The following is a 20,748-nucleotide window of genomic DNA, read 5'->3' as shown; positions in this document are numbered from 1 at the left end:
TGAGCACCCTGCTCGATGGCAGTTGTAATGTATCTATACTTTATATCTTCGTCAGTCGATTTTTTCATGGGGCACCGCTGCTTTCACCACGTCCACAATATCACCTATATTGCAATTAAGCACTTGACATATCTTTACTAGCACTTCCATGCTGACATACTGATCTTTTCCAAGCTTAGAGAGGGTTGAAGTCCCAATGCCTGTAGCCTCCATCAACCCGATCCGTTTCATTTTTTTATCAATGAGTAATTTCCAAAGTTTATTGTAACTTACTTCCATTCGAAACACCTCTTCTGTATACATTTTCCAGTTTATCACGCTCTACGTTAACACACAACAATAATTTGATTTTTCCAAATACTGTTTTGCATATCTGGAGTTGTAGCATTTCTATTTCTGATCTGGTTGTTCTATCAAGAAGCCGGCATGAAACAAGACGACACCCAAAGCTTATAAAAGAATGCCTTTCATTCTCCCCTTTCCCATTATACCTTTTCGCAAAATACCTCTTGAATTACGCGAAAGGGTTCTGTTTCGCGAAAAAGTTTACCCCCATCCGAAAGAAAAATCGCCTAAACCTTACGTCTAGGCGAACATGGAAACACATTTTTAGTTTTTTCCAAACCGGCAAACCCTTATATTTCAAGCTACTTCCGCTCTATCAACGTGACTGACTCCACGTGATACGTCTGCGGAAACATATCGACCGGCTGGATTTCCCTCACGCTGTACCCGCCCCCGGCAAGAACGGCAAGGTCGCGAGCCATTGACGCCGGATTGCAGGACACGTACACGATGCGCTCCGGCCCCATGCGGACGAAGGTATCGAGCACCACCGGCGCACAGCCGGCGCGCGGCGGGTCGACAACGATGGCGTGAGGCCTTACGCCTCCCGTCCGCAGTTTCGGCATCACCGCGACGGCGTCGCCGACGATGTACTCCACGTTGCCAATGCCGTTGGCGGCCGCGTTGGCGCGGGCATCGGCGACAGCGTCAGCCACGACCTCTATACCGTAAACCTTGGTGGCGTGTCGGGCAAGAAAAAGAGTGATCGTGCCGGTGCCGCAATAAGCATCGATTACCGTCTCTGTCCCGGTTAGACCGGCGTATTCCTCCGCCTTCCTGTATAGCGCCGCCGCCTGGGCAGTATTAACCTGAAAAAACGACCGGGCCGAGACGCGAAACAAAAAATCGCCGATACGGTCGAGGATGGTATCCCTACCCCAGACTGTCGTCGTCTGCCGGCCGAGAATAACATTGGTCCGCGCCGGGTTGACGTTGTGGACGACGCTCACCAGCCCCGGAATCTCGCGCCTGAGACTGGCAATCACGCTATCCTTGCGGGGCAGGTCGGCAGTGGCCGTGACAATCACCGCCATAATCTCGCCGCTGGCCGTGCCCACCCGGCCGAGAACATGGCGGACAACGCCGTCGCCGCTCTTCTCGTCATACGGCGGGATGCCCAGCCCGGCCAACACGGCGCGCACGGCGCGGGCGACGGCATTATTGGCGGGATGCTGAATATGGCAGTCGTCAACATCGACGATATTGTGACTGCCGGGAGCGAAGCACCCCACCGCAAGGTGTCCACCGACCATGCCCACCGGAAACTGCATCTTGTTGCGGTAATGCCACGGCTCGGCCGCGCCAAGAGTGGGATGGACAACAACGCCGTTCAATTTGCCAATCCGGGTGACGGCGTCCACCACCGTCTGGCGTTTGACGACAAGCTGGGCCGGATACGCGAGGTGCTGGAGCTGGCAGCCCCCGCAGCGCTCATAGACAGGGCAGCGGGGCATGACGCGGTCGGGCGAAGGTGCCAGCACCGCGTCCAGGCGCGCTTTGGCATAATTCTGCTTGACGACCTCGGCGGTAGCCGTCACCTTTTCGCCCGGCAGCGCTCCGGGCACGAAGACGGTGAAGCCGTGGTACCGGCCCACGCCTTCACCGCTGTGACCCAAACTGGTTATTTCAATCTCGTATCTTCCGCCCCGCTCAACAGGCTGCCCGCTCATGCCCCGCCTTCCTTGGCACCGATCCCGCCGCCGTGCTCCTCAGCCGACCGGCCCATCTTGATGAGCGTGTCGGTGTAGGCAGACAGTTGCCTGCCTACCCGGGCATGGATGCTGTCGGGCGGGAAAACTCCGTCTGAACCCTTGACCCCCGCCGGCACACCGGTAAGAATTTCAATCCCCTCGTCGATCGTCGCCACGGGCCAGATATGGAACCGGCCCTCCTTAACCGCCTCGATCACCTCGTCGTCAAGGGTGAGGTTGGAGACATTCTGGTGAGGGATCATCACGCCCTGCTGGCCGGTCAGTCCCTTGATCTTGCACACCGCGAAAAAGCCCTCGATCTTCTCCGTTACCCCGCCGATGGGTTGAATTTCGCCTTTTTGGTTAACCGAACCGGTTACGGCAATATTCTGGCGGATAGGCACACCCGACAGGCTCGACAGGATGGCGTATAATTCGGTGCTTGACGCGCTGTCGCCGTCCACCCCGTCGTAAAGCTGTTCAAAGGTCAGGCTGGCGGTGAGGGTTAGCGGCCGCTCCTGAGCGTACTGCTGGCCCAGGTACCCGGCAAGAATCATTACACCCTTGCTGTGGCTGGTGCCGCTCATCTTCGTCTCCCGCTCGATGTTCACGACCCCGCCCTTGCCAAGAAAAGTATTCGCCGTTATCCGCGAAGGCTTGCCGAACATATACTCGCCCACCGACAGCACCGCCAGGCCGTTTACCTGGCCTACCTTTTCGCCGTCGGTGTCGATCAGCAGCTTACCCTCCGCGAACATCTCCCGGAGCTTTTCCTCGTATTTATTATAGCGGAACCGCTTTTCGTCGATCGCGCGGCGAACATGAGCCATTCCCACCAGCTCGGCGCCGTCGACGCTCGCCCAGGCATCCGCCTCGCACAACAGCTCGACAACCTCGCTGAAACGGGTGGTGAATTTCTGCTGGCTACCCGACAGGCGGGTTGCGTATTCCACCACCTTGACCACCGCCGCCCGGTCGAAGTGCTTCAGGTTTTCCCGTTGGACGGTGGACGCGACGAAACCGGCCAATTTGCCGATGTTGGCCTCATTGTTGGCCATCTCGGTGTCAAAGTCGGCATAAACCTTGAACAGCTTGCGGAAATCCTCGTCATAATTGAAAATCAGATGATAAAGCTGCGGGTTGCCGATGAGGATGACTTTGACGTTGATCGGTATGGGTTCGGGCTTGACGGACGCCATCGCCAGCATCCCATACTGCTCGCCGAGATTTTCGATATGGAGCTTTCTCGTCTTAAGGACGCGTTTCAGACCCTCCCAGGCGCCGACATTGGCTAGCACATCCTTGATATTGAGGATGAGATAGCCGCCGTTGGCCCTGTGTAGGGCGCCCGGCTTGATCATCGAAAAATCGGTATTGACAACGCCCATGCGCGTTTCGTACTCGACCCGCCCGATCAGGTTATAGTACGTCGGGTTGACCTCTACCACTACGGGGGCGCCCTCAAGCCCATGGTTGTCGACCAGCAGATTGACCTGATATTTGTCCTTGACCGCCTCCTGCATGCTCTTACGGAACATCAGCAGCGGGTTGCTCTCATCCTCGTTCGCAGGCTTGAAATCGTTGATGTTCTTGACAATGTCGTTCTTAACAGCCTCCAGATACGCGACAACCGTATCAAATGCCTCATACTTGGCCTTGAGCTCGTCGATGAAATGGCCGACGGCGAACAGCCCGACCTTGGCGTCGAGGCCCTTCATCTCCTCCCTCGCCTCCCGTTCCAGGTGCTGCACCTGGCGGATGGCTTCCATGGCCTTTTCGTGGACGGCCAGCATCCGTTTTTCGATCATTTCCTTTTTGTCGCGGTCAAGTTTCTGAAACTCCTCGGGAGTCAGGGGCTTCCCGTCTTCGACCGGCAGGCCGACGAACCCGGTGGTCGTCCACTGTGGCAAAATACCGTGCTGTTCGGCCTGCTGGCCGAACGCCTCCATCACCTGCCCGCGGCTGTCCTGGAACTTCTTCATAATGGCCGTTTTGGCCTGCTCGTAGTCGTCACCGCTGAAAACCTTGGGAATGTCGCTTTTGAGATCGTCGACCAGTTCCCGCATGTCCTGCCGGAAAAGGCTGCCCATACCGGCCGGCAGGCTGAGCGCGATCGGCTGTCCGGCGTTTTCGAAATTGTTCACATAGCACCAGTCCTGCGGTACCGGCTCACCGCAGGCGACTTTAGTCACCGCCGCCTTGGCGTAAGTAATCTTCCCCGTGCCGACCAGTCCCGACACGTAGATGTTGTACCCGAAGTTTTTGGCGTACAGGCCGAATTCGATGGCCTTGACGGCCCGTTCCTGGCCGATCATTACATCGAGCGGCGCCACAGTGGCCGTAGTCTCGAACGGGAGAGTGGCGTCGGCGCAAAAATAGCGGAGCTTCTCCGGCGGCAATTCCAGCCGTTTAGTCATTCCTCCAAACCCCCTCGCCAAAAATCGCCACCAGGGCGGCCCCGACTTCTACAGACGGTGCGGCTTCTTTCCCGGTCCGCTTCATGCAGGCTTGAGAAATCATTCCCTTTCCTCCCTCTGGCGTTTATGGATAACTATTCCCTTTCCCAAGCCTGTATTCCTTTTTGCCCTCAGCCTGACCATTCCACATCCTGGCTGCCGCAGACGAGGCAGGTATCGAAATAGTCCGACGGCTGCCCGCCGGCGGACCTGGCGGTCACCTTATCGGCCCCCAGGCGGGTAATGGTAACAAGCTCGCCGCCGGTGTCGAAATCGCCGAGGAGCCCGGAGGCAAAACCGTTGGCGGTCGGAGCGGCGGGTGGAACTTTGCTGGCTGCGAACAGGCGTCTGTTGCCGCAGGAACGGCAGTATGGCATGACGGCACCTCCTTTTCAGATAAGCGGCACGTTGTAAAACAACATCGCGATTTTGGTCGTGTTGATGAAAGAATGCGCGACGATGGAGGCCAGCAACGACCCTGTCCAGTGGTAAAGAAACGCCAGACCGACGCCAACGACCACCATCTCGGCCAACCAATACGGATTGAAGTGAAAAAGGGCGAATATCGCGGCGCTCACCGCCGCCCCGCCCCATAATCCGAAACGGTCCCGGAGGGCTGTGAAGGTAAAGAGGCGATAAAGCACCTCCTCGGCGACCGGCGCCGCCAGCCCGGCCAAGAACAAGGGCAGGAGCAGATCTCGCCACGAAAAGGCCTGCTCGACCATCGCGACCAGGGGATGCTGGGTCGGTGACAGGAACAGCGCGGTGGTGTAGATGCGCTCAGTAAAAAGGCTGGCCGCGAGAAGCAGCACCCCGCCCCCCAGCCCGGCGGCCAGATTGCGTGCCGGCCTGGCAAAGGCCAGCCCCCAGGAAGCGAGCGTTCCGCCGTGGCGCCGGACGGCAAACCAGACGAGGCCGATAACTACCAGACGGTCGGTAACTTCCACCACCGGCGGCGGAGCGGCAAAAAACAGCGGATATATGAACCTGACGACGAAAAACCCCACCGCCAGGCGCATAAGGTGGACAAGAGCCACATCGCGGATACTCCACGGCGCTTTGCCGCGCTGCATTTTTTTCGCCTCCTTTTCGGGCAGGTCACAGTACCATTATGCGCGTGCCATTTTCCCTTCATGCATTAGAAATTTTTGTTTTGCCTAGCCCCATAATGACGAAACTGCCTGAAGGTCCGTGACGGACCTTTCAGGCAGCTTTTCAATAAAACTCCCGTATAAGTTTTACAGGAACTTCTTCAAATCCTCCACCGCTTCCGCCGTCAGCCGGCGCAAAAAAGCGTCGAGCAAGGCGGCGGTGTTGGCGATGTCGCCGATGTCGGCCACCTCCACCGGAGCGTGGCTGCACCGCCGCGGCATAAAGACCCCGCCGCTGGGCACCCCGTCGCCCGAATAGGCGACCGTGGCCGCGTCCGTCCAGGTACGGAAGACATCCTCCTGATAGGGAATTCCCGCTTCTTCGGCGGCGGCCCGCAGACCCCGGACGATTTTTGCGCTGTATACCGAACCAAGCAGCGCGTGGGTCAGGAAATCGGCCGTGCGGATGACAGGCCCCCCGCCCAGCCTGACCGCCGACTGCTGGGGCGGAGTGTAAGGGTCGGCCGCCGGCACGGTATCGAGGCAAAGCGCGATATCCGGCTTCAGCCGCTGGGCGGCCACCTTTGCGCCGCGGGAGCCGATCTCCTCCTGGGTTGTGGCTACCAGGCAGAGGGTATAGGGCAGCGGTGCGGCGGCCAGGGCCTCGGCCACCGCGAGCAGCACGGCGCAGCCGGCCCGGTCGTCGATAGCCTTGGTCGTGAACCGGTCGCCGGCGAGCAGGTCAAAATGGCGGCGATAGACGATCGGGTCGCCGACCCTAATGCCCAATGCGGAAACGGCGGCGGCCGAATCGGCGCCGACATCCAGCCACAGGTCGCCGATATTGACCGGCCGGGCCAGTTCCTCCGGCGTCATGAGATGACGACTCTTGATGCCGATAACGCCGACATGGACGGCGCCGTCGCCGGAAATCACCTCGACCTTGGTATCCAGCAGCACCCGTTCGTCGAGGATACCGTTGGCCTCGAAATAGATATAGCCTTGCTCGCTGATGTGCTTGACAAACATCCCCACTTCGTCAGTGTGGGCCGACACCATCACCCGGCGCTCACCTTGCCCGAGGTAAGCGTACACGTTGCCGACCGCATCCACCTCCACCCGCGAAACGTGGCGGCGGAAAGCCTCGGCCATATAAGCCGCCACCGCCTGCTCGCGCCCGGCGCCGCCCGGCAGGGCGGTCAGGCTGCGGATAAGTTCAAGCAATTTAGTTTTATCCATAGATGCTCATCCCTCGCTTTCACTATTATCAGGCGCCGCAACAACGCGGTTGCGCCCCTGCTGCTTTGCGCCGTATAACGCCTGGTCGGCGGCGACGATAAGGCTCTCGGCTCGCTCGCCGTCCCTCGGAAACATCGTCGCCAGCCCCAGGCTGATTGTGACCACCTTGCCTACGCCGGCCGCGTGGACGATATTCAGGCCGGCTACCGCCGCCCGGACTTTTTCGGCCACGACCGCCGCGCCTGCGGAATCAGTGCCGGCCAGGACAACGGCGAATTCCTCGCCGCCGTAACGGGCCGCCAGGTCGCCGGCCCGGCAGGCGCCGTCGGCTATCGCCCAGGCCACCTGACGCAGGCAGTCGTCGCCCGCCTGGTGCCCGTAAGTGTCGTTAAACAGTTTAAAGTTATCGATATCGGCCAGCAGCAGCGAAACCGGTTCACGGTCCCGCACGGCCTGCCGCCAGGCCCTGTCCAGGAAGTCGTCGAAAACCCGCCGGTTGGCGATGCCTGTCAGGCCGTCCTGGTTGGACAGCCGCTGCAGCTCATCGTTGGCTGCCGCCAGTTGTTCCTGCTCGCGCGCTATGGCCTGCACGGCGGGGCGGAAGATAAACAAAGCTTCCATCGCCAGCACCAGCAGCGTCAGCCCCAGCACCAGTCTTTCCAGCGCTTGCAGCCTTACTACCCGCTCCTCGCTCTCCCGTTGAAACTGGGCGACCATCGCGTCCTGAGCGGCCAGAAGCCCCTCGGCCGACGCCAGGATTGCGGCCAGTTGGGGGTTATCGTAGGTAAGCTGGTTATCCTCGAGCGCCAGCAGCGCCCCGAGGGCGACGAAATGCTGCTGCAATTTCGCATCAAGCATGACAGGCGGGTTGAACACCAGCGCCCTCATCGCCGGCGACAGGCCGCCCGGCAGCCGCAATGAGGGGTCACCGTACACCAGCGCGTAATGAGCCTCGCTTATCGATGCGATGACCTGCCGCAGTTCGGCCCGCAGTCGTTTCCGTTCCGCCGGGACGGGCGTTATCACCAATTGCTGGCTGAGCAGCACCGCCTTCTGCGACAGCATCCGCTGCCGCCCGCTGATATTGATCACTGCCGCGCTCACCTGTTCGCCGACTATGAGTTCCCGCAGCGTGAAATAGGCAGCCAGCGCCAGCAGGGCGATGAGACTAAGAGCGACTATATACCTTAAGCTTAGCGACCGAACCGACGATCTTTGCATAACGTTAACCCGGCATCATCGCTACATCCGCTCGCGCAGCAGCTTGTTTACGAGCTCGGGATTGGCACGGCCCTTGGTCTCCTTCATAATCTGGCCGACCAGGAAGCCCAGCGCCCTCTCCTTGCCCGCCCTGAAATCCGCCACCGACTGCGGGTTGGCGGCGATGACCTTGTCGACCACCGCTACGACCGCCCCCTCGTCGGAAATCTGCACAAGCCCCTGTTCCTTGACGATCACAGCGGCATCCTTGCCGCTGGCCCACATCTCCTCGAACACCGTCTTGGCGGTTTTCCCCGAAACAGTGCCCTTGGCCTGTAGGTCGATAAGCGCCGCCAATTGGCCGGGCGCCACCGGGCAATCGCCAATCTCCCGCCCCGCGGCGTTGAGAAGCCGGGAAAACTCGCCCATGAGCCAGTTGGCCGCCGCCTTGGCATCCGCGCCGGCGGCCACGGTGGCGTCGAAGTAGTCGGCCATCGCCCGGCTGGCGGTGATGACGCCGGCGTCGTAATCCGACAGGCCGTAGTCCTTCATGAGGCGGGCCTGGCGGGCGTCGGGCAGTTCGGGGAGGCTGCGCCTGATATCCTCCACCCAGGCGGGGTCGACCACCATCGGCACGAGGTCGGGCTCGGGAAAATAGCGGTAATCGTGAGCCTGCTCCTTGCTGCGGAGCGACACCGTCTGGCCGCGGGCGTCGTCCCACGAACGGGTCTCCTGCACGATGCGGCCGCCTTCGTCGAGCACCTCCGCCTGGCGGTACGCCTCGTATTCGAGGCCTTTTTGCACCGCCTTGAAGGAGTTGAGGTTCTTGATCTCCGCCTTGGTGCCGAGCTTGGTTTCACCCTTCGGCCTCAGCGAGATGTTGGCGTCGCAGCGCAGGCTGCCCTCCTCCATCTTGCAGTCGGACACATCGATATACTGGAGGATGGCCTTGAGCTTTTCGAGATAGGCCTTGGCCTCCTCCGCCGAGCGGATATCGGGCTCGGAAACGATCTCCAACAGAGGTACCCCCGTACGGTTGTAATCTACGAGCGTATAGTCGGCCCTGGCGATCGTGCCGGCATGAACCAGCTTGCCGGCATCCTCCTCCATATGGACGCGGGTGATGCCGATCCGCCTCGTCTCGCCGTTCACCTCGATGTCGAGGTGCCCGTCGACCGCGATCGGCAGGTCGTACTGGGAGGTCTGGAAATTCTTCGGCAGATCGGGATAATAGTAATTCTTGCGATCGAACTTGCTGAAGGGCAGTATCCGGCAGCCCAAAGCCAGGCCGGTGCGGACGGCGAACTCCAGCACCTTGGCGTTCAAAACCGGCAGTACGCCCGGCAGGCCGAGACATACCGGGCAGACGTTGGTATTCTGCTCGGCCCCGAACGACGTGCTGCAGCCGCAAAAAATCTTCGAGGCGGTCTTAAGCTCGGTGTGAACCTCAAGGCCGATAACGACTTCGTATTCCATCTCCTACACCTCCCCCAGCGGCGCCAGGCGCCGGTGGTAGTCGTTGGCCTGCTCGAAAGCGTACGCCGCCCGCAGGATGGTCTCCTCGCCGAGCGGCCGGCCGATGATCTGCAGCCCGATAGGCAGTCCGCCGACGAAGCCGCACGGCAGCGAAATGGCTGGCAGGCCCGCGAGGTTGATGGGCACGGTGCAAACGTCCTGCAGATACATCGCCAGCGGGTCGTCCACCTTCTCGCCCACCTTGAAGGCCGTCGTCGGCGCTATGGGCGCGACGAGCACGTCCACCTCGCCGAAAGCCTTGTCGAAGTCCTGCTTGATGAGGGTGCGGACCTTCAGCGCCTTGAGGTAGTAAGCGTCGTAGTAGCCCGAGCTCAAAGCGTAGGTGCCGAGCATTATGCGGCGGCGCACCTCCTCGCCGAAACCCTCGGTGCGGGAGCGCTTATACATAGCGATAATATCGTTGCCCTCGCCGCGGTGGCCGAAGCCGACGCCGTCGAAACGGGCCAGGTTGGAGCTGGCCTCGGCGGTCGCGATGAGGTAATAGGCGGCCAGCGCGTATTCGGTATGGGGCATGGAAACTTCCTTGTATTCCGCCCCCAGCGCCTTGAGCTGGTCGATGGCGGCGTAAACCGCCTTTTCCACCGCCGGGTCCATGCCGGCGACGAAATATTCCTTGGGGAGGCCGATCTTGAGTCCTCTGGCGTCGGGAACGAGCGCCTTGGCGTAGTCGGGCACGGGCGCATCAATCGAGGTCGAGTCGCGGCCGTCGTGACCGGCGATCGCGCCGAGGACGAGTGCGCAGTCGGTAACGTCGCGGGCGATCGGCCCGATCTGGTCGAGCGACGAGGCGTAAGCCACCAGCCCGTAGCGGGAAACGCGGCCATAGGTTGGCTTGAGGCCGACCACGCCGCAATACGCGGCCGGCTGGCGGATCGAGCCGCCGGTGTCCGAGCCGAGGGCCCACACCGCCTCCGCCGCCGCCACCGCCGCCGCTGAGCCGCCGCTCGAACCGCCGGGCACCGCCGCGGTATCCCACGGGTTGCGGGTGGGGAAAAACGAAGAATTCTCGCACGAGGAGCCCATGGCGAACTCGTCGAGGTTGGTCTTCCCCGTCACCACCGCGTTAGCGGCCGCCAGCCTCTCGGCCACGGCCGAATCGTACGGGGGAACGAAATTGGCCAGGATCTGCGAAGCGCAAGTCGTCTTGACCCCTTTGACACACATATTGTCCTTGAGGGCGCCGGGGATGCCGGCCAGCGGCGCGATCGCCTCGCCCCGCGCAATTTTATCGTCCGTGGCTTTCGCCTGGGCCATCGCCAGGTCGCGAGTCTGGGTTATGTAGGCGCGCACCTTGCCCTCGACCGCGTCGATGCGGTCGAACACCGCGGCGGCGATCTCCGCGGCCGAGACTTCCTTGGCGGTCAGCTGCGCGTGCAGTTCGTGAGCGGTAAGTTTATGCAGTTCCAAGCGTCTCCCCCCTAACCTTCCAGAATCTTCGGCACCTTGAAGTAGCCGTCTTCCTGCTCCGGGGCATTGGCGAGAGCCAGTTCCCGCGGCAGCGAAGGCCTGGCTTCGTCGGCGCGCATGACGTTTTTCAGGGGCAGTACGTGGGCGGTAGGCTCGACGCCGGAAGTATCGACCTTGTTCAGTACGTCGATATAATCCAGGATGGCGTTAAGCTGGCCGGTGAACTTCTCCACATCGTTCTCGCCAAGCTCCAGCCGCGAAAGCAGGGCCACATGTTCCACGTCTTTACGGGTAATTTTCATCATCTGTCACCACCAAATCAAATATCTCGACAAATGCCATATAAGCAGTATTATACCATATCCGGCGCTGCGGCCAGCAACTCTCCGAAGCCTTCCTCATCCAGCACGGTCACCCCGAGGCTCCTCGCTTTGTCAAGCTTGCTGCCCGCCTCCTCGCCGACCACCACATAGTCGGTCTTCTTGCTCACCGAGCCGGCCACCTTGCCGCCCAGCTTCTCGATGCGGGCGGTCGCCTCGCCCCGCGTCATGGCGGCGAGGGTGCCGGTTAGGACGAAGGTCTTGCCGGCGAAAGGCTGCGGGCCGACGGCCGACGGCCGCTCCTCGGTCAACTTGACCCCGGCGCGACGGAGCTTATCGACCAACGCGAGGTTGGCCGGGTCGGCGAACCAGCTTACCACACTGCCGGCGATCTTGGGACCGATCTCCTCCACGGCTGTCAGTTCCTCGGCTGTCGCCGCCGCAATGCTGTCGATATCGCCGAACCGGCGGGCGAGACTGCCGGCGGCCTTCACCCCCACGAAGCGGATGCCAAGACCGAACAGCAGGCGGGCAAGGCCGGCCTGGCGGCTTTTGTCGATGGCGTCGAGGAGGTTCCGGGCCGATTTTTCGCCCTTCCGCTCCAGCGTCAGCAGCTCCTCCTTCGTCAGGCCGTACAGGTCGGCGGCGTCTTTGACAAGCCCGGCGGCCAGCAGCGATGTGACGACCGCCGGCCCCAAGCCATCGATATCCATCGCGTCGCGGGACACGAAATGGAACAACCCCTCGCGGAGAATGGCCGGGCACTGCAGGTTGGTGCACTTGTGGGCCGCCTCCCCCGGCTGGCGCACGACCGGGCTGCCGCATTCCGGACAGCTCTCCGGGATAGAGAACTCCCGCTCCGCGCCCGTTCGCCGCTCACCCAGTACGGCGACCACCTCGGGGATGATCTCGCCCGCCTTGTGGACGAGGACAGTATCGCCGATGCGGACATCCTTGTCGCGGATATAGTCCTCGTTGTGGAGGGTGGCGCGGCTGACCGTCGTGCCGGCCAGGCGAACCGGGCGGAGGACGGCGGTCGGGGTCAGGACGCCGGTGCGGCCGACGCTGACGATGATATCCTCCACCACCGTCACCGCCTGCTCGGCGGGAAACTTATAGGCGATCGCCCAGCGGGGGTCCTTGGCGGTAAAGCCGAGGTCCGCCTGGTCGGCGAGGCTGTTGACCTTGATTACCAGGCCGTCGATGTCGTACGGCAGCTCGGCCCGCTTGTCGGCCCAGCCCTCGCAGTAGGCGGCCACCTCCTCGATGGCCCCGAACACCTTGTAGTGCGGGTTGATCTTGAACCCCAGGCCCCCGAGGTACGCCAACGTGCCGGCGTGGGTCGCGAGTTCCACGCCTTCCCGCACCCCCACGCCGTAGACGAAGACGTCAAGGGCGCGTTCGGCGGTAATGCGCGGGTCAAGCTGGCGAAGCGAGCCGGCGGCGGCGTTGCGCGGGTTGGCGAACAGCGCCTCGTCGGCGGCCTCGCGGCCCTTGTTGATGCGCTCAAACTCGCGGCGGGGCAGGTATACCTCGCCCCGCACCTCGATACGGCGCGGATAGTCGCCGTGAAGGACTAGAGGCACGGCGCGGATGGTACGCACGTTGGCGGTCACATCCTCGCCGTACTGCCCGTCGCCGCGGGTCGCGGCCCGCACGAGCCTGCCCCCTTCATACAACAGGTTGACCGCCAGACCGTCGATCTTCAGTTCGACTACGTATTCGACCTCTTTGCCGTCCAGCCCGCTTTTCACCCTGGCGTCGAAAGCCTTCAATTCGTCGAGTGACAAGGCGTTGCCGAGGCTGAGCATCGGCGTCGGGTGGGCCACCCGGCCGAACCCCTCGGCCGGCGCGCCGCCAACCCGTCGCGTGGGCGAATCGGGGCTTACAAGCTCCGGGTAAGCGGCCTCGATCGCCTGCAGCCGGCGCATCAGGTCGTCAAACTCGGCGTCAGAAATCTCGGGGGCGTCGAGAACATAGTAGCGATGGCTGTGGTGGTTTAGCTCCTGCCGCAGTTCGGCCGCCAGGCGGGCGGCCTCCTCGATATTCGCGGGTACCTTAGCGGACATCACTTTCACTCCTGCACTTTTTTCAACGGCGCGAATTTGGCCATCAACTGGCGGATGCCCATCCCCGGGAAAGCCACCTTGACCTCCTGGCCGTCGCCTTCGCCGCGGACCTCCACGATTGTGCCCACGCCCCACTTGGCGTGCTCCACCTTGTCGCCCGCCCGCCAGTTACCGGCGGGCCTGTCCGTCTTGAGCGTCGGCGCAACCGGCGTGCGGAGCGGCGACGGTGTCGGTGCCGGAGTTAGGGCCTGGCTGTAGCGGTCGCGCTTGACGTTATGCTTCTCCACGAGCGCCTCGGGGATTTCCTGCAAAAACCGCGATGACGGATACATCACCGTGTTGCCGTATATTGTCCGCATTTTGGCGTTGGTTATAAATAACTTGCGCTGGGCGCGGGTAATGCCGACATAACACAGGCGGCGTTCCTCCTCCACCTCGTCATCGTTCATCAGCGTGCGGGAATGGGGGAAGATGCCCTCCTCCAGGCCGGCGAGGAAAACGACCGGAAACTCCAGCCCTTTGGCGGAATGGAGCGTCATAAGCGTCACCTTGTCGCCGTCCGTATCGGCGGCATCGACATCAGACACCAGCGCCACGTGGCTGAGGAAATTCTCCAGCGTGTCCTCGATCTCGCCGGCGGCAAACTCCTTGGCCACGCTCAAAAGCTCGCGCAGGTTCTCGATCCTTGCCTCGGCCTGGGGCGTCTGCTCGTTCTCCAGCTCGGCGAGATAGCCCGAATCGTTCATGACAGTCTCGATCAGCTTGTACACCGGCAGAGCCGGCGCCTTGGCGGTGAAGCCGAAAATCAGGGCCGCCAGCCCGTCCAGTTGGTTTCTGGCCCGCGACGTCAGGCCGGGAACGGCGTCCGCCCCCGACACGGCGTCGAACAGGGTAACGCCGCGTTCGGCCGCGTAATCGCTTAGCCGGCCGACCGTGGTATCGCCGATGCCCCGCCGCGGCACGTTGATGATGCGCTGCAGGCCGACGGCGTCGGCAGGGTTGAAGATCACCCGCAGGTAGGCGAGGATGTCCTTGATTTCCTTGCGGTCGTAAAACTTGAGCCCGCCGACGATTGTATACGGCACGCCGGCCCGCATGAACGCCTCCTCGATGACGCGGGACTGGGCGTTGGTGCGGTAGAGCACGGCCATATCGCGGTAAGGCACGCGGTAAACGGTGTTCTGCTTGATGACGTTGTCGCACACGAACCGCGCCTCGTCGCGCTCGTCCACGGCCAGGTAGTGGGTCAGCCGCTCACCGGCGGGGTTGTCCGTCCACAGCGTCTTCGGCTTGCGGTCGCGGTTATTCTCGATGACGGTGTTAGCGGCGTCGAGGATGGTCTGGGTCGAGCGGTAATTCTGTTCAAGCTTGATTACGCGGGCTTCGGGATAATCGGCCTCGAAATCGAGGATATTGCGGATATCGGCGCCGCGCCAGGCGTAGATGCTCTGGTCGACGTCGCCGACGACGAAAATGTTGCGGTGCTTCGCGGCCAGGTGGCGGGCCAGCATATACTGGGCCCGGTTGGTGTCCTGGTACTCGTCGATAAGGATATAACGGAACTTGTCCTGATACTTCGCCAGCACCTCTTGGTCGGTCGCCAGTAGGCGGGCGGAGAGGAACAGCAGGTCGTCGAAGTCGACGGCGTTGTGGTGCCGCAGCTTACGCTGGTAGAGGTCGTACACCTCCGCCACCTTGTGCTGGTGGAAGTTGTCGGCTTCGCGGGCGAACGCGCCGGGGTCGAGAAGGGAATTTTTAGCGTTCGAGATAGCGGCCTGCACGCCGGCCGGGGGGAAATGCTTATCGTCGAGATTGAGCTCCTTCAGGCAGCCCTTGACGAGCGCCAGGCTGTCGCCGGCGTCGTAAATGACGAAACTCTTGGTGAGTCCGGGCAGGCGCTCGGCCTCGATGCGGAGGAACTTGGCGCAGAAAGCGTGAAAAGTGCTCAGCCATATATCCTTGGCCTGCGGCCCCACCATCCTGTAGACCCGCTCCTTCATCTCCGCGGCAGCCTTGTTGGTGAAGGTGATGGCGAGGATGGCGTACGGCGGCACCCCCTGTTCGAGCAAGTGGGCGATGCGGGCGGTGAGTACGCGGGTCTTGCCGGACCCGGCCCCGGCGATGACGAGCAGGGGACCGTTGAGGTGGGTGGCGGCTTCGAGTTGGGCAGGGTTGAGCTTGTCGAGTATTTTCGGCATCTTGTCCTCCGGAATTATGCTTTGAACATGAGTAAATTCGCCCACCAGGATAGTATTTCCTGTAAACCGAGGTAAAATAATAGGGCCGCACCGCCGCCGCCAGATACCCGCCATGCGGCCAGCGCCGCTGCTATGTGTGCTCGCACGGCCGTGATTGAAGCCGGTTTATATATGAAACCGCCAAACTCATTCTATGGTTTTACTTTTACTCCTTACCGCTGGCAAGAAAAAAATCCCTCTGTCAACGGGATAGCCAAGGAAAAACCTCCTTCGCGACGAAGGAGGTATACATTCAGATACTTTTCGAGGTGACATCCATGTCCCACTGGCAATCGCTGTCCGTTTTCCTCGCCGTGGCGGAAGAAGGCAGTCTGTCCGGCGCGGCGAAAAGGCTCGATCTAACCCAGCCCACCGTATCGTTCCATATCGACAACCTGGAAAAGAAGCTCGGCTGCCCCTTGGTGGAAAGAGCATCAAGAGGCACCAGCCTGACCGTTTACGGCGAGGTTTTGTACGCCAACACCCGCAAGGCCGAGGCCATGCTGAAATCGACCGAGAACCAGCTCAAGGCGATGACGTCCGGCGCCTCCGGCCGAATAATCCTCGGCGCCAGCACCATCCCGGCCGAGTACATCCTTCCGGGGCTGATAGCCGCGCACTTGCGAACCAACCCCGCCATCGAGGTAAGTCTTAAGACCGGCGACAGCCAGACCGTGCTGGACGCCTTTTATCGCGGCGAGCTGTCCATCGCCGTCGTCGGCTCCCGCCCGCCGGGCGAATGCGAAGCCCACCCCCTGTGGCAGGACGAGTTGGTGCTGGTCGCCCATCCGGAAATGGCCGCCCGTCTGGGCGAATCCCCGTCCCCGGAAGACGTTCTGGCCCTGCCGCTCGTCGCCAGAGGCGAATCCTCAGGTTCGATGCGGGCCGTCTTCGACGCTTTTTCGGCCCACGGCATCGGACAGGACCGCCTGCATATCGCCTTTCAGGTAGGCGGCAACGAAGCCTTGAAGGCGGCCATCGCCAGCCAGGCCGGCGTAGGATTCGTTTCCCGCTGGGCGGTTGCCGACGGCCTGGCGTCCGGCCGGCTGGCCGTCATCCCCCTGCCGGCAATGAAGATCGTCCGGCGGTTTTACGCCGTCAGCCGCCCGCCCCTGGTGCCGGCGTGCGTGAAGGCGTTCTGGGAATACCTTATCGCTAGCGGCGCAAGCCTCTAGTAGAACATACACAAAAAGCTGTAGAAAGCTAAACCTTCTACAGCTTCACTATTTATACGACTATCCCCGCGTAGCCTCCACCAGCGGCGGCACCACCTGCTTCTTCCGCGACATCACCCCCGGCAGACTCAGCACCCCGCCCGCGCCAGCCTTGCCAAACGCAGCGGGGATAAGGCTGGTGGCCTGCCCGGCATAGACCAGATGGCTCGTTTCGTTCACAATGTCGGTAACCATCAGAACGACGAGATCGTAATCATCCTGCCGGCCCAGCGCTTCCATGGCGGCCTGCAGCTTTTCCCGCGCCGCCAGCAGCGCGCCGGGGTCCATAACCGAAACCTGCGCGATCGCCACCCGGTACTCGCCAATCTGAAATTCCTTGAGGTCGCTGGCGATAATCTCGCCCGGCGACAGGCTGCCCGGCGCCGACCCCGCCTCGAACATCGCCTGGCCGAAAGAATCGATGTCGACGCCGGCGGCATCCGCCAGCCTCCGGGCAGTGTCCCTGTCCTTGGCGGTCGCGGTCGGCGAACGGAACAGCACGGTATCGGACAGCACCGCGGCCAGCAGCAGCCCGTCTAGCGGCGCCGGAATCTCCACCCCCCGGTGCCAGAACATGTTGGCGACGATCGTCGCCGTCGAGCCCACTGGCTCGTGGCGGATAAATATCGGTTCGCCGGTCTCCAGGCCGCCGAGGCGATGATGGTCGATGATCTCGACGATATTGGCCTCCTCGATCCCTTCCACGGCCTGGGATCGCTCGTTATGGTCGACAAGAATGACCTTTTCCCGTTCCGGCACGATCAGCCGGTCGCGGTCCAGGATACCCACCAGCCGCCCCTGGTCAACGACGGGATAGTTACGGTGCTTGGTTCGCACGATGACATTCTTGATTTCAGCCACAAGGTCGCCGGGGCTGAAAGCGACCACCTCCCGCTGCATTACCATCCGCACCGGCACGCTTTGGTTAAGGAGCCTGGCGGCTGTGTAAGTATCGTGGGGAGTTACGATCACGACGGCGCCGCTCGCGCCGGCGGCATCCCGCACCGCCGGGGATACCCTGGCACCGCCGGTGACGATCAGACAGGAGATGCCGCAAGCGATGCAGGCCAGTTGAGCCTCCTCGCGGTTGCCCACCAGAACGACGCCGCCGGGCTTTATTACCCTGGCCATCGTCTCGGCTTTGGCGGCGCCGATCCAGACCTTGCCTGCCACCTCGCGGTCAGGGTCCTCGCCAACGGCAAGCTTGCCGTCCAGGACGCTGACAACGCCGGCGAAAGTTACCCCGGCCTCCTTCAGGTCCTGCATCTCCAGTTCCTCGATATACCTTTTCGCCAGATCGCCCACCGACACGATGCCGGCAAGGCGGCCGTCCTCCGCCACCACCGGGACCGACTTTACCCCATGGCGCTTTATCACGGTGCCCAGCTCGCGTAGCGTATCCTCCGGCCTGATCGTGACGGCTGCCGGGTGCATAACGTCATCGGCCCGCGGATGAAGGTCGGTCACGAGGACGGGCGCCTCCACCGCGAAATAATCTAACACAAATTTGGTCTCGGCGTTTATTTTGCCGGCCCGGGCGGGCACAGCCTCCTCGCCCAGGGCCTTTTTCAGGTGCGCGTAGGCGATCGCGGAACAAATGGAATCGGTATCCGGGTTGCGGTGCCCGATGACATAAAGCGGCTTAGCCATCAGATCCTCCTTGGCTCTAAATCCTTACCCTATTATAGCACGACCGGCCCCGGCAAATTAACCGCCACTTTTACGAACAAACGTTTGTCAAACTGATGTTCTGTGGCTATAATAGTATCAGGAGCCTTCCGTGCCAAAATACAGGGAAAAGGGCGTGTTCAAGTGGATATTTTCGACAAACTGAAGATACTCACCGACGCGGCCAAATACGATGTCGCCTGCACCTCCAGCGGGGTGGACAAGCGGGCCACTGCCGGCGGCATCGGCAACGCGGCCGCCTGCGGCATCTGCCACAGTTTTTCGGCCGACGGCCGCTGCATCTCGCTTTTGAAGGTGCTGATGACCAATATCTGCGCCTACGACTGCAAGTACTGCGTCAACCGGCGCTCCAACGACACGCCGCGCGCCGCCTTCACCCCCCGGGAACTGGCGGAACTGACCATAAATTTCTATCGCCGCAATTACATCGAAGGGCTTTTTCTCAGCTCCGGGGTGCTGAAAAACCCCGACCATACCTGCGAGCAAATGATCGAAGCCCTGCGCATCCTGCGCGATGACTACCGTTTCTCCGGCTACATCCACGCCAAGGCCATCCCCGGGGCGGACAGCGCCCTCATCACCCGCCTCGGCATGCTGGCGGACCGGATGAGCGTCAACATCGAGCTGCCCTCCCAGAGCAGCCTGCGGCTTTTGGCCCCGGACAAATCCAAGGAATCCATCTTCGCGCCCATGGGCCACATCCGGGAAACCATCCGGGAAAACGCGCGCGACATCGTGCGCTACCGGCACGCGCCCAAATTCGCGCCGGCCGGCCAAAGCACGCAAATGATCATCGGCGCCACTCCCGACACCGATTACCAGATACTCAACCTGACAGAAAACCTCTACAAAAAATACAACCTCAAACGCGTCTTTTTCTCCGCCTACACACCCGTTGCCGAGGACAGCCTCCTGCCCGCCCCGGACACCAAGCCGCAGCTCTGGCGGGAACACCGGCTCTATCAGGCGGACTGGCTTCTGAGGTATTACGATTTTACCGCCGATGAGCTGCTCGACCAACAGCACCAAAACTTCAACCCATACCTCGACCCCAAATGCACCTGGGCGCTCAACAACCTGCATTTCTTCCCGGTGGACGTCAACCGCGCCGCCTACCGCGACCTGCTGAGGATACCCGGCATCGGCGTTACGAGCGCCAAACGGATTATCACTGCCCGCCGCACCGGCGCCCTCCGTATCGACGACCTGAAAAACCTGGGGGTCGTCCTAAAACGGGCCCGGGTTTTCATCACCTGTGGCGGAAAAACGGCTGACGGCGTGAAAATCACCGAAAACACGATGCTCCGCTCCCTGTTGTCCGCAAAAACACTGGAACAATACCGCTTCGGCTTCGCGCTTGAGCAACTTGCGCTGTTCGACCAGCCGCCGACCCATCCATACGCCGGGAGGACAAACGACAATGGCTACCCAGACGGACTTCGCCTACTATTATGACGGCAGCTTCGACGGGCTGATGTGCTGCGTCTTCGAGAGCTATGAGCAGAAAGAGATCCCCGTCGACATCCTCACAGCCGCAGCCGCACCCCAGCTTTTTTCCGGCCGGACCATCCCGACCGACCCGCACAGAGCGGACCGCGTGCTGGCCTCCATCCCGAAAAAGCTCGGACCAGCGGCGCTGAGCTTCGTAAAGCACGCCTTTCTGACCTGCCTGCCGCGCAAAGAACTGTACATCCTGCTCTTCCTGCGCCTGGGCTACAAGCACGGCCCCGCGGTAATGAACATGCTGGCCGACGGAATTGTCAACACCCTTTTCAAAGCAGTCAACCACCTGAACCGGGAAAGCCACCTGCTTAAAGGCTTCCTGCGATTTTCGGTTTGCAACGGCGTTCTCGTCGGCGAAATCGAGCCGAAAAACTTCGTCCTCCCCTTGCTCACGCGGCACTTCTGCGAGCGTTACCCGGAAGAACGCTTCCTGATCGTCGATAAAACCCACGGCATGGGCCTGCTGTATCAGCCGCATCAGGCGAAAGTCGTGCCCATCGCCGGCCTCGAACTGCCGGAACTGGGCGAAGACGAACAAACCTTCCGCGAACTCTGGCAGCTGTTCTACGACACCATCGCCATCCGGGAACGGTACAACCCGGCCTGCCGCATGAGCCATATGCCCAAACGCTACTGGAAATACATGACCGAGTTCGACCGCCCGCAAGACAGCGTCAAGCCTAAGCAGCTTCCCTCCGCCGGCAAATTGTTGAACCCCGCCGCCGGGGCGGAAAATTGACGTTGGCGGTTC

General features: G+C 61.6%; 16 protein-coding genes. 3 read left to right on the top strand and 13 right to left on the bottom strand.

Annotation, left to right across the window (positions count from 1 at the left end):
• Positions 1-51: 51 nt before the first annotated feature.
• The 12 genes from Q4T40_03160 to pcrA all read right to left on the bottom strand — a co-directional run bounded on the left by Q4T40_03160 (position 52) and on the right by pcrA (position 15,552).
• Complete coding sequence (locus Q4T40_03160) at positions 52-279, bottom strand: helix-turn-helix transcriptional regulator (GenBank protein ID MDT8900237.1); 228 nt, start codon at positions 277-279, stop codon at positions 52-54.
• Between the two features lie 368 nt (positions 280-647).
• Complete coding sequence (gene rlmD / locus Q4T40_03155; GenBank protein ID MDT8900236.1) at positions 648-2,015, bottom strand: 23S rRNA (uracil(1939)-C(5))-methyltransferase RlmD; 1,368 nt, start codon at positions 2,013-2,015, stop codon at positions 648-650.
• A complete protein-coding gene (locus tag Q4T40_03150) occupies positions 2,012-4,453 on the bottom strand; it encodes an ATP-binding protein (protein ID MDT8900235.1) in 2,442 nt (813 codons plus the stop codon). The genes rlmD and Q4T40_03150 overlap by 4 nt, the downstream gene beginning before the upstream one ends.
• Before the next feature lie 170 nt (positions 4,454-4,623).
• Positions 4,624-4,869 (bottom strand): hypothetical protein, encoded by a 246-nt coding sequence (locus tag Q4T40_03145; protein MDT8900234.1) that lies wholly within the window; start codon positions 4,867-4,869, stop codon positions 4,624-4,626.
• A gap of 15 nt (positions 4,870-4,884) precedes the next feature.
• Positions 4,885-5,565, bottom strand: a complete 681-nt coding sequence (locus Q4T40_03140) for a CPBP family intramembrane metalloprotease (GenBank protein MDT8900233.1) — start codon at positions 5,563-5,565, stop codon at positions 4,885-4,887.
• Positions 5,566-5,730: 165 nt separating this feature from the next.
• On the bottom strand, positions 5,731-6,822 hold the full coding sequence (locus Q4T40_03135) for a M20/M25/M40 family metallo-hydrolase (GenBank protein ID MDT8900232.1): 1,092 nt from the start codon (positions 6,820-6,822) through the stop codon (positions 5,731-5,733).
• 6 nt (positions 6,823-6,828) lie between these two features.
• Complete coding sequence (locus tag Q4T40_03130) at positions 6,829-8,043, bottom strand: diguanylate cyclase (protein ID MDT8900231.1); 1,215 nt, start codon at positions 8,041-8,043, stop codon at positions 6,829-6,831.
• Between the two features lie 21 nt (positions 8,044-8,064).
• Entirely contained in the window at positions 8,065-9,498 is a 1,434-nt protein-coding gene (gatB, locus tag Q4T40_03125) for an Asp-tRNA(Asn)/Glu-tRNA(Gln) amidotransferase subunit GatB (GenBank protein MDT8900230.1), read from the bottom strand.
• A 3-nt stretch (positions 9,499-9,501) separates the two neighbouring features.
• On the bottom strand, positions 9,502-10,965 hold the full coding sequence (gatA, locus tag Q4T40_03120; protein ID MDT8900229.1) for an Asp-tRNA(Asn)/Glu-tRNA(Gln) amidotransferase subunit GatA: 1,464 nt from the start codon (positions 10,963-10,965) through the stop codon (positions 9,502-9,504).
• Between the two features lie 11 nt (positions 10,966-10,976).
• On the bottom strand, positions 10,977-11,267 hold the full coding sequence (gatC, locus tag Q4T40_03115; GenBank protein MDT8900228.1) for an Asp-tRNA(Asn)/Glu-tRNA(Gln) amidotransferase subunit GatC: 291 nt from the start codon (positions 11,265-11,267) through the stop codon (positions 10,977-10,979).
• Between the two features lie 50 nt (positions 11,268-11,317).
• On the bottom strand, positions 11,318-13,354 hold the full coding sequence (gene ligA / locus Q4T40_03110; GenBank protein ID MDT8900227.1) for an NAD-dependent DNA ligase LigA: 2,037 nt from the start codon (positions 13,352-13,354) through the stop codon (positions 11,318-11,320).
• Between the two features lie 5 nt (positions 13,355-13,359).
• Positions 13,360-15,552, bottom strand: coding sequence for a DNA helicase PcrA (gene pcrA / locus Q4T40_03105; protein MDT8900226.1), 2,193 nt, complete (start codon positions 15,550-15,552; stop codon positions 13,360-13,362).
• 317 nt (positions 15,553-15,869) lie between these two features.
• Between pcrA and Q4T40_03100 the strand changes: the two genes are divergently transcribed.
• A complete protein-coding gene (locus Q4T40_03100) occupies positions 15,870-16,766 on the top strand; it encodes a LysR family transcriptional regulator (GenBank protein ID MDT8900225.1) in 897 nt (298 codons plus the stop codon).
• Positions 16,767-16,826: 60 nt separating this feature from the next.
• Here Q4T40_03100 and Q4T40_03095 read toward each other — a convergent pair whose 3' ends face one another.
• Complete coding sequence (locus Q4T40_03095; GenBank protein MDT8900224.1) at positions 16,827-18,455, bottom strand: putative manganese-dependent inorganic diphosphatase; 1,629 nt, start codon at positions 18,453-18,455, stop codon at positions 16,827-16,829.
• Between the two features lie 162 nt (positions 18,456-18,617).
• Here Q4T40_03095 and Q4T40_03090 point away from each other — a divergent pair, with 162 nt between their 5' ends.
• Together Q4T40_03090 and Q4T40_03085 are read left to right on the top strand one after the other, a co-directional pair.
• Positions 18,618-19,949, top strand: coding sequence for a putative DNA modification/repair radical SAM protein (locus Q4T40_03090; protein ID MDT8900223.1), 1,332 nt, complete (start codon positions 18,618-18,620; stop codon positions 19,947-19,949).
• Positions 19,915-20,736, top strand: a complete 822-nt coding sequence (locus tag Q4T40_03085; protein ID MDT8900222.1) for a TIGR03915 family putative DNA repair protein — start codon at positions 19,915-19,917, stop codon at positions 20,734-20,736. Before Q4T40_03090 ends, Q4T40_03085 begins: the two co-directional genes overlap by 35 nt.
• Positions 20,737-20,748: the final 12 nt, after the last annotated feature.

The organism is Selenomonadales bacterium 4137-cl, from assembly GCA_032334055.1.
GTDB lineage: Bacteria > Bacillota > Negativicutes > Sporomusales > UBA7701 > Anaeroselena > Anaeroselena agilis.
This window is presented reverse-complemented; position numbering and strand designations above follow the sequence as displayed.

Coding starts and splice junctions, on each gene's coding strand:
- Q4T40_03100 (MDT8900225.1), top strand. CDS start 15,870: ATGTCCCACTGGCAATCGCTGTCCGTTTTCCTCGCCGTGGCGGAAGAA.
- Q4T40_03145 (MDT8900234.1), bottom strand. CDS start 4,869: ATGCCATACTGCCGTTCCTGCGGCAACAGACGCCTGTTCGCAGCCAGC.
- ligA (MDT8900227.1), bottom strand. CDS start 13,354: ATGTCCGCTAAGGTACCCGCGAATATCGAGGAGGCCGCCCGCCTGGCG.
- Q4T40_03140 (MDT8900233.1), bottom strand. CDS start 5,565: ATGCAGCGCGGCAAAGCGCCGTGGAGTATCCGCGATGTGGCTCTTGTC.
- Q4T40_03130 (MDT8900231.1), bottom strand. CDS start 8,043: ATGCAAAGATCGTCGGTTCGGTCGCTAAGCTTAAGGTATATAGTCGCT.
- Q4T40_03135 (MDT8900232.1), bottom strand. CDS start 6,822: ATGGATAAAACTAAATTGCTTGAACTTATCCGCAGCCTGACCGCCCTG.
- rlmD (MDT8900236.1), bottom strand. CDS start 2,015: ATGAGCGGGCAGCCTGTTGAGCGGGGCGGAAGATACGAGATTGAAATA.
- Q4T40_03150 (MDT8900235.1), bottom strand. CDS start 4,453: ATGACTAAACGGCTGGAATTGCCGCCGGAGAAGCTCCGCTATTTTTGC.
- Q4T40_03160 (MDT8900237.1), bottom strand. CDS start 279: ATGGAAGTAAGTTACAATAAACTTTGGAAATTACTCATTGATAAAAAA.
- gatB (MDT8900230.1), bottom strand. CDS start 9,498: ATGGAATACGAAGTCGTTATCGGCCTTGAGGTTCACACCGAGCTTAAG.
- gatC (MDT8900228.1), bottom strand. CDS start 11,267: ATGAAAATTACCCGTAAAGACGTGGAACATGTGGCCCTGCTTTCGCGG.
- Q4T40_03085 (MDT8900222.1), top strand. CDS start 19,915: ATGGCTACCCAGACGGACTTCGCCTACTATTATGACGGCAGCTTCGAC.
- pcrA (MDT8900226.1), bottom strand. CDS start 15,552: ATGCCGAAAATACTCGACAAGCTCAACCCTGCCCAACTCGAAGCCGCC.
- Q4T40_03095 (MDT8900224.1), bottom strand. CDS start 18,455: ATGGCTAAGCCGCTTTATGTCATCGGGCACCGCAACCCGGATACCGAT.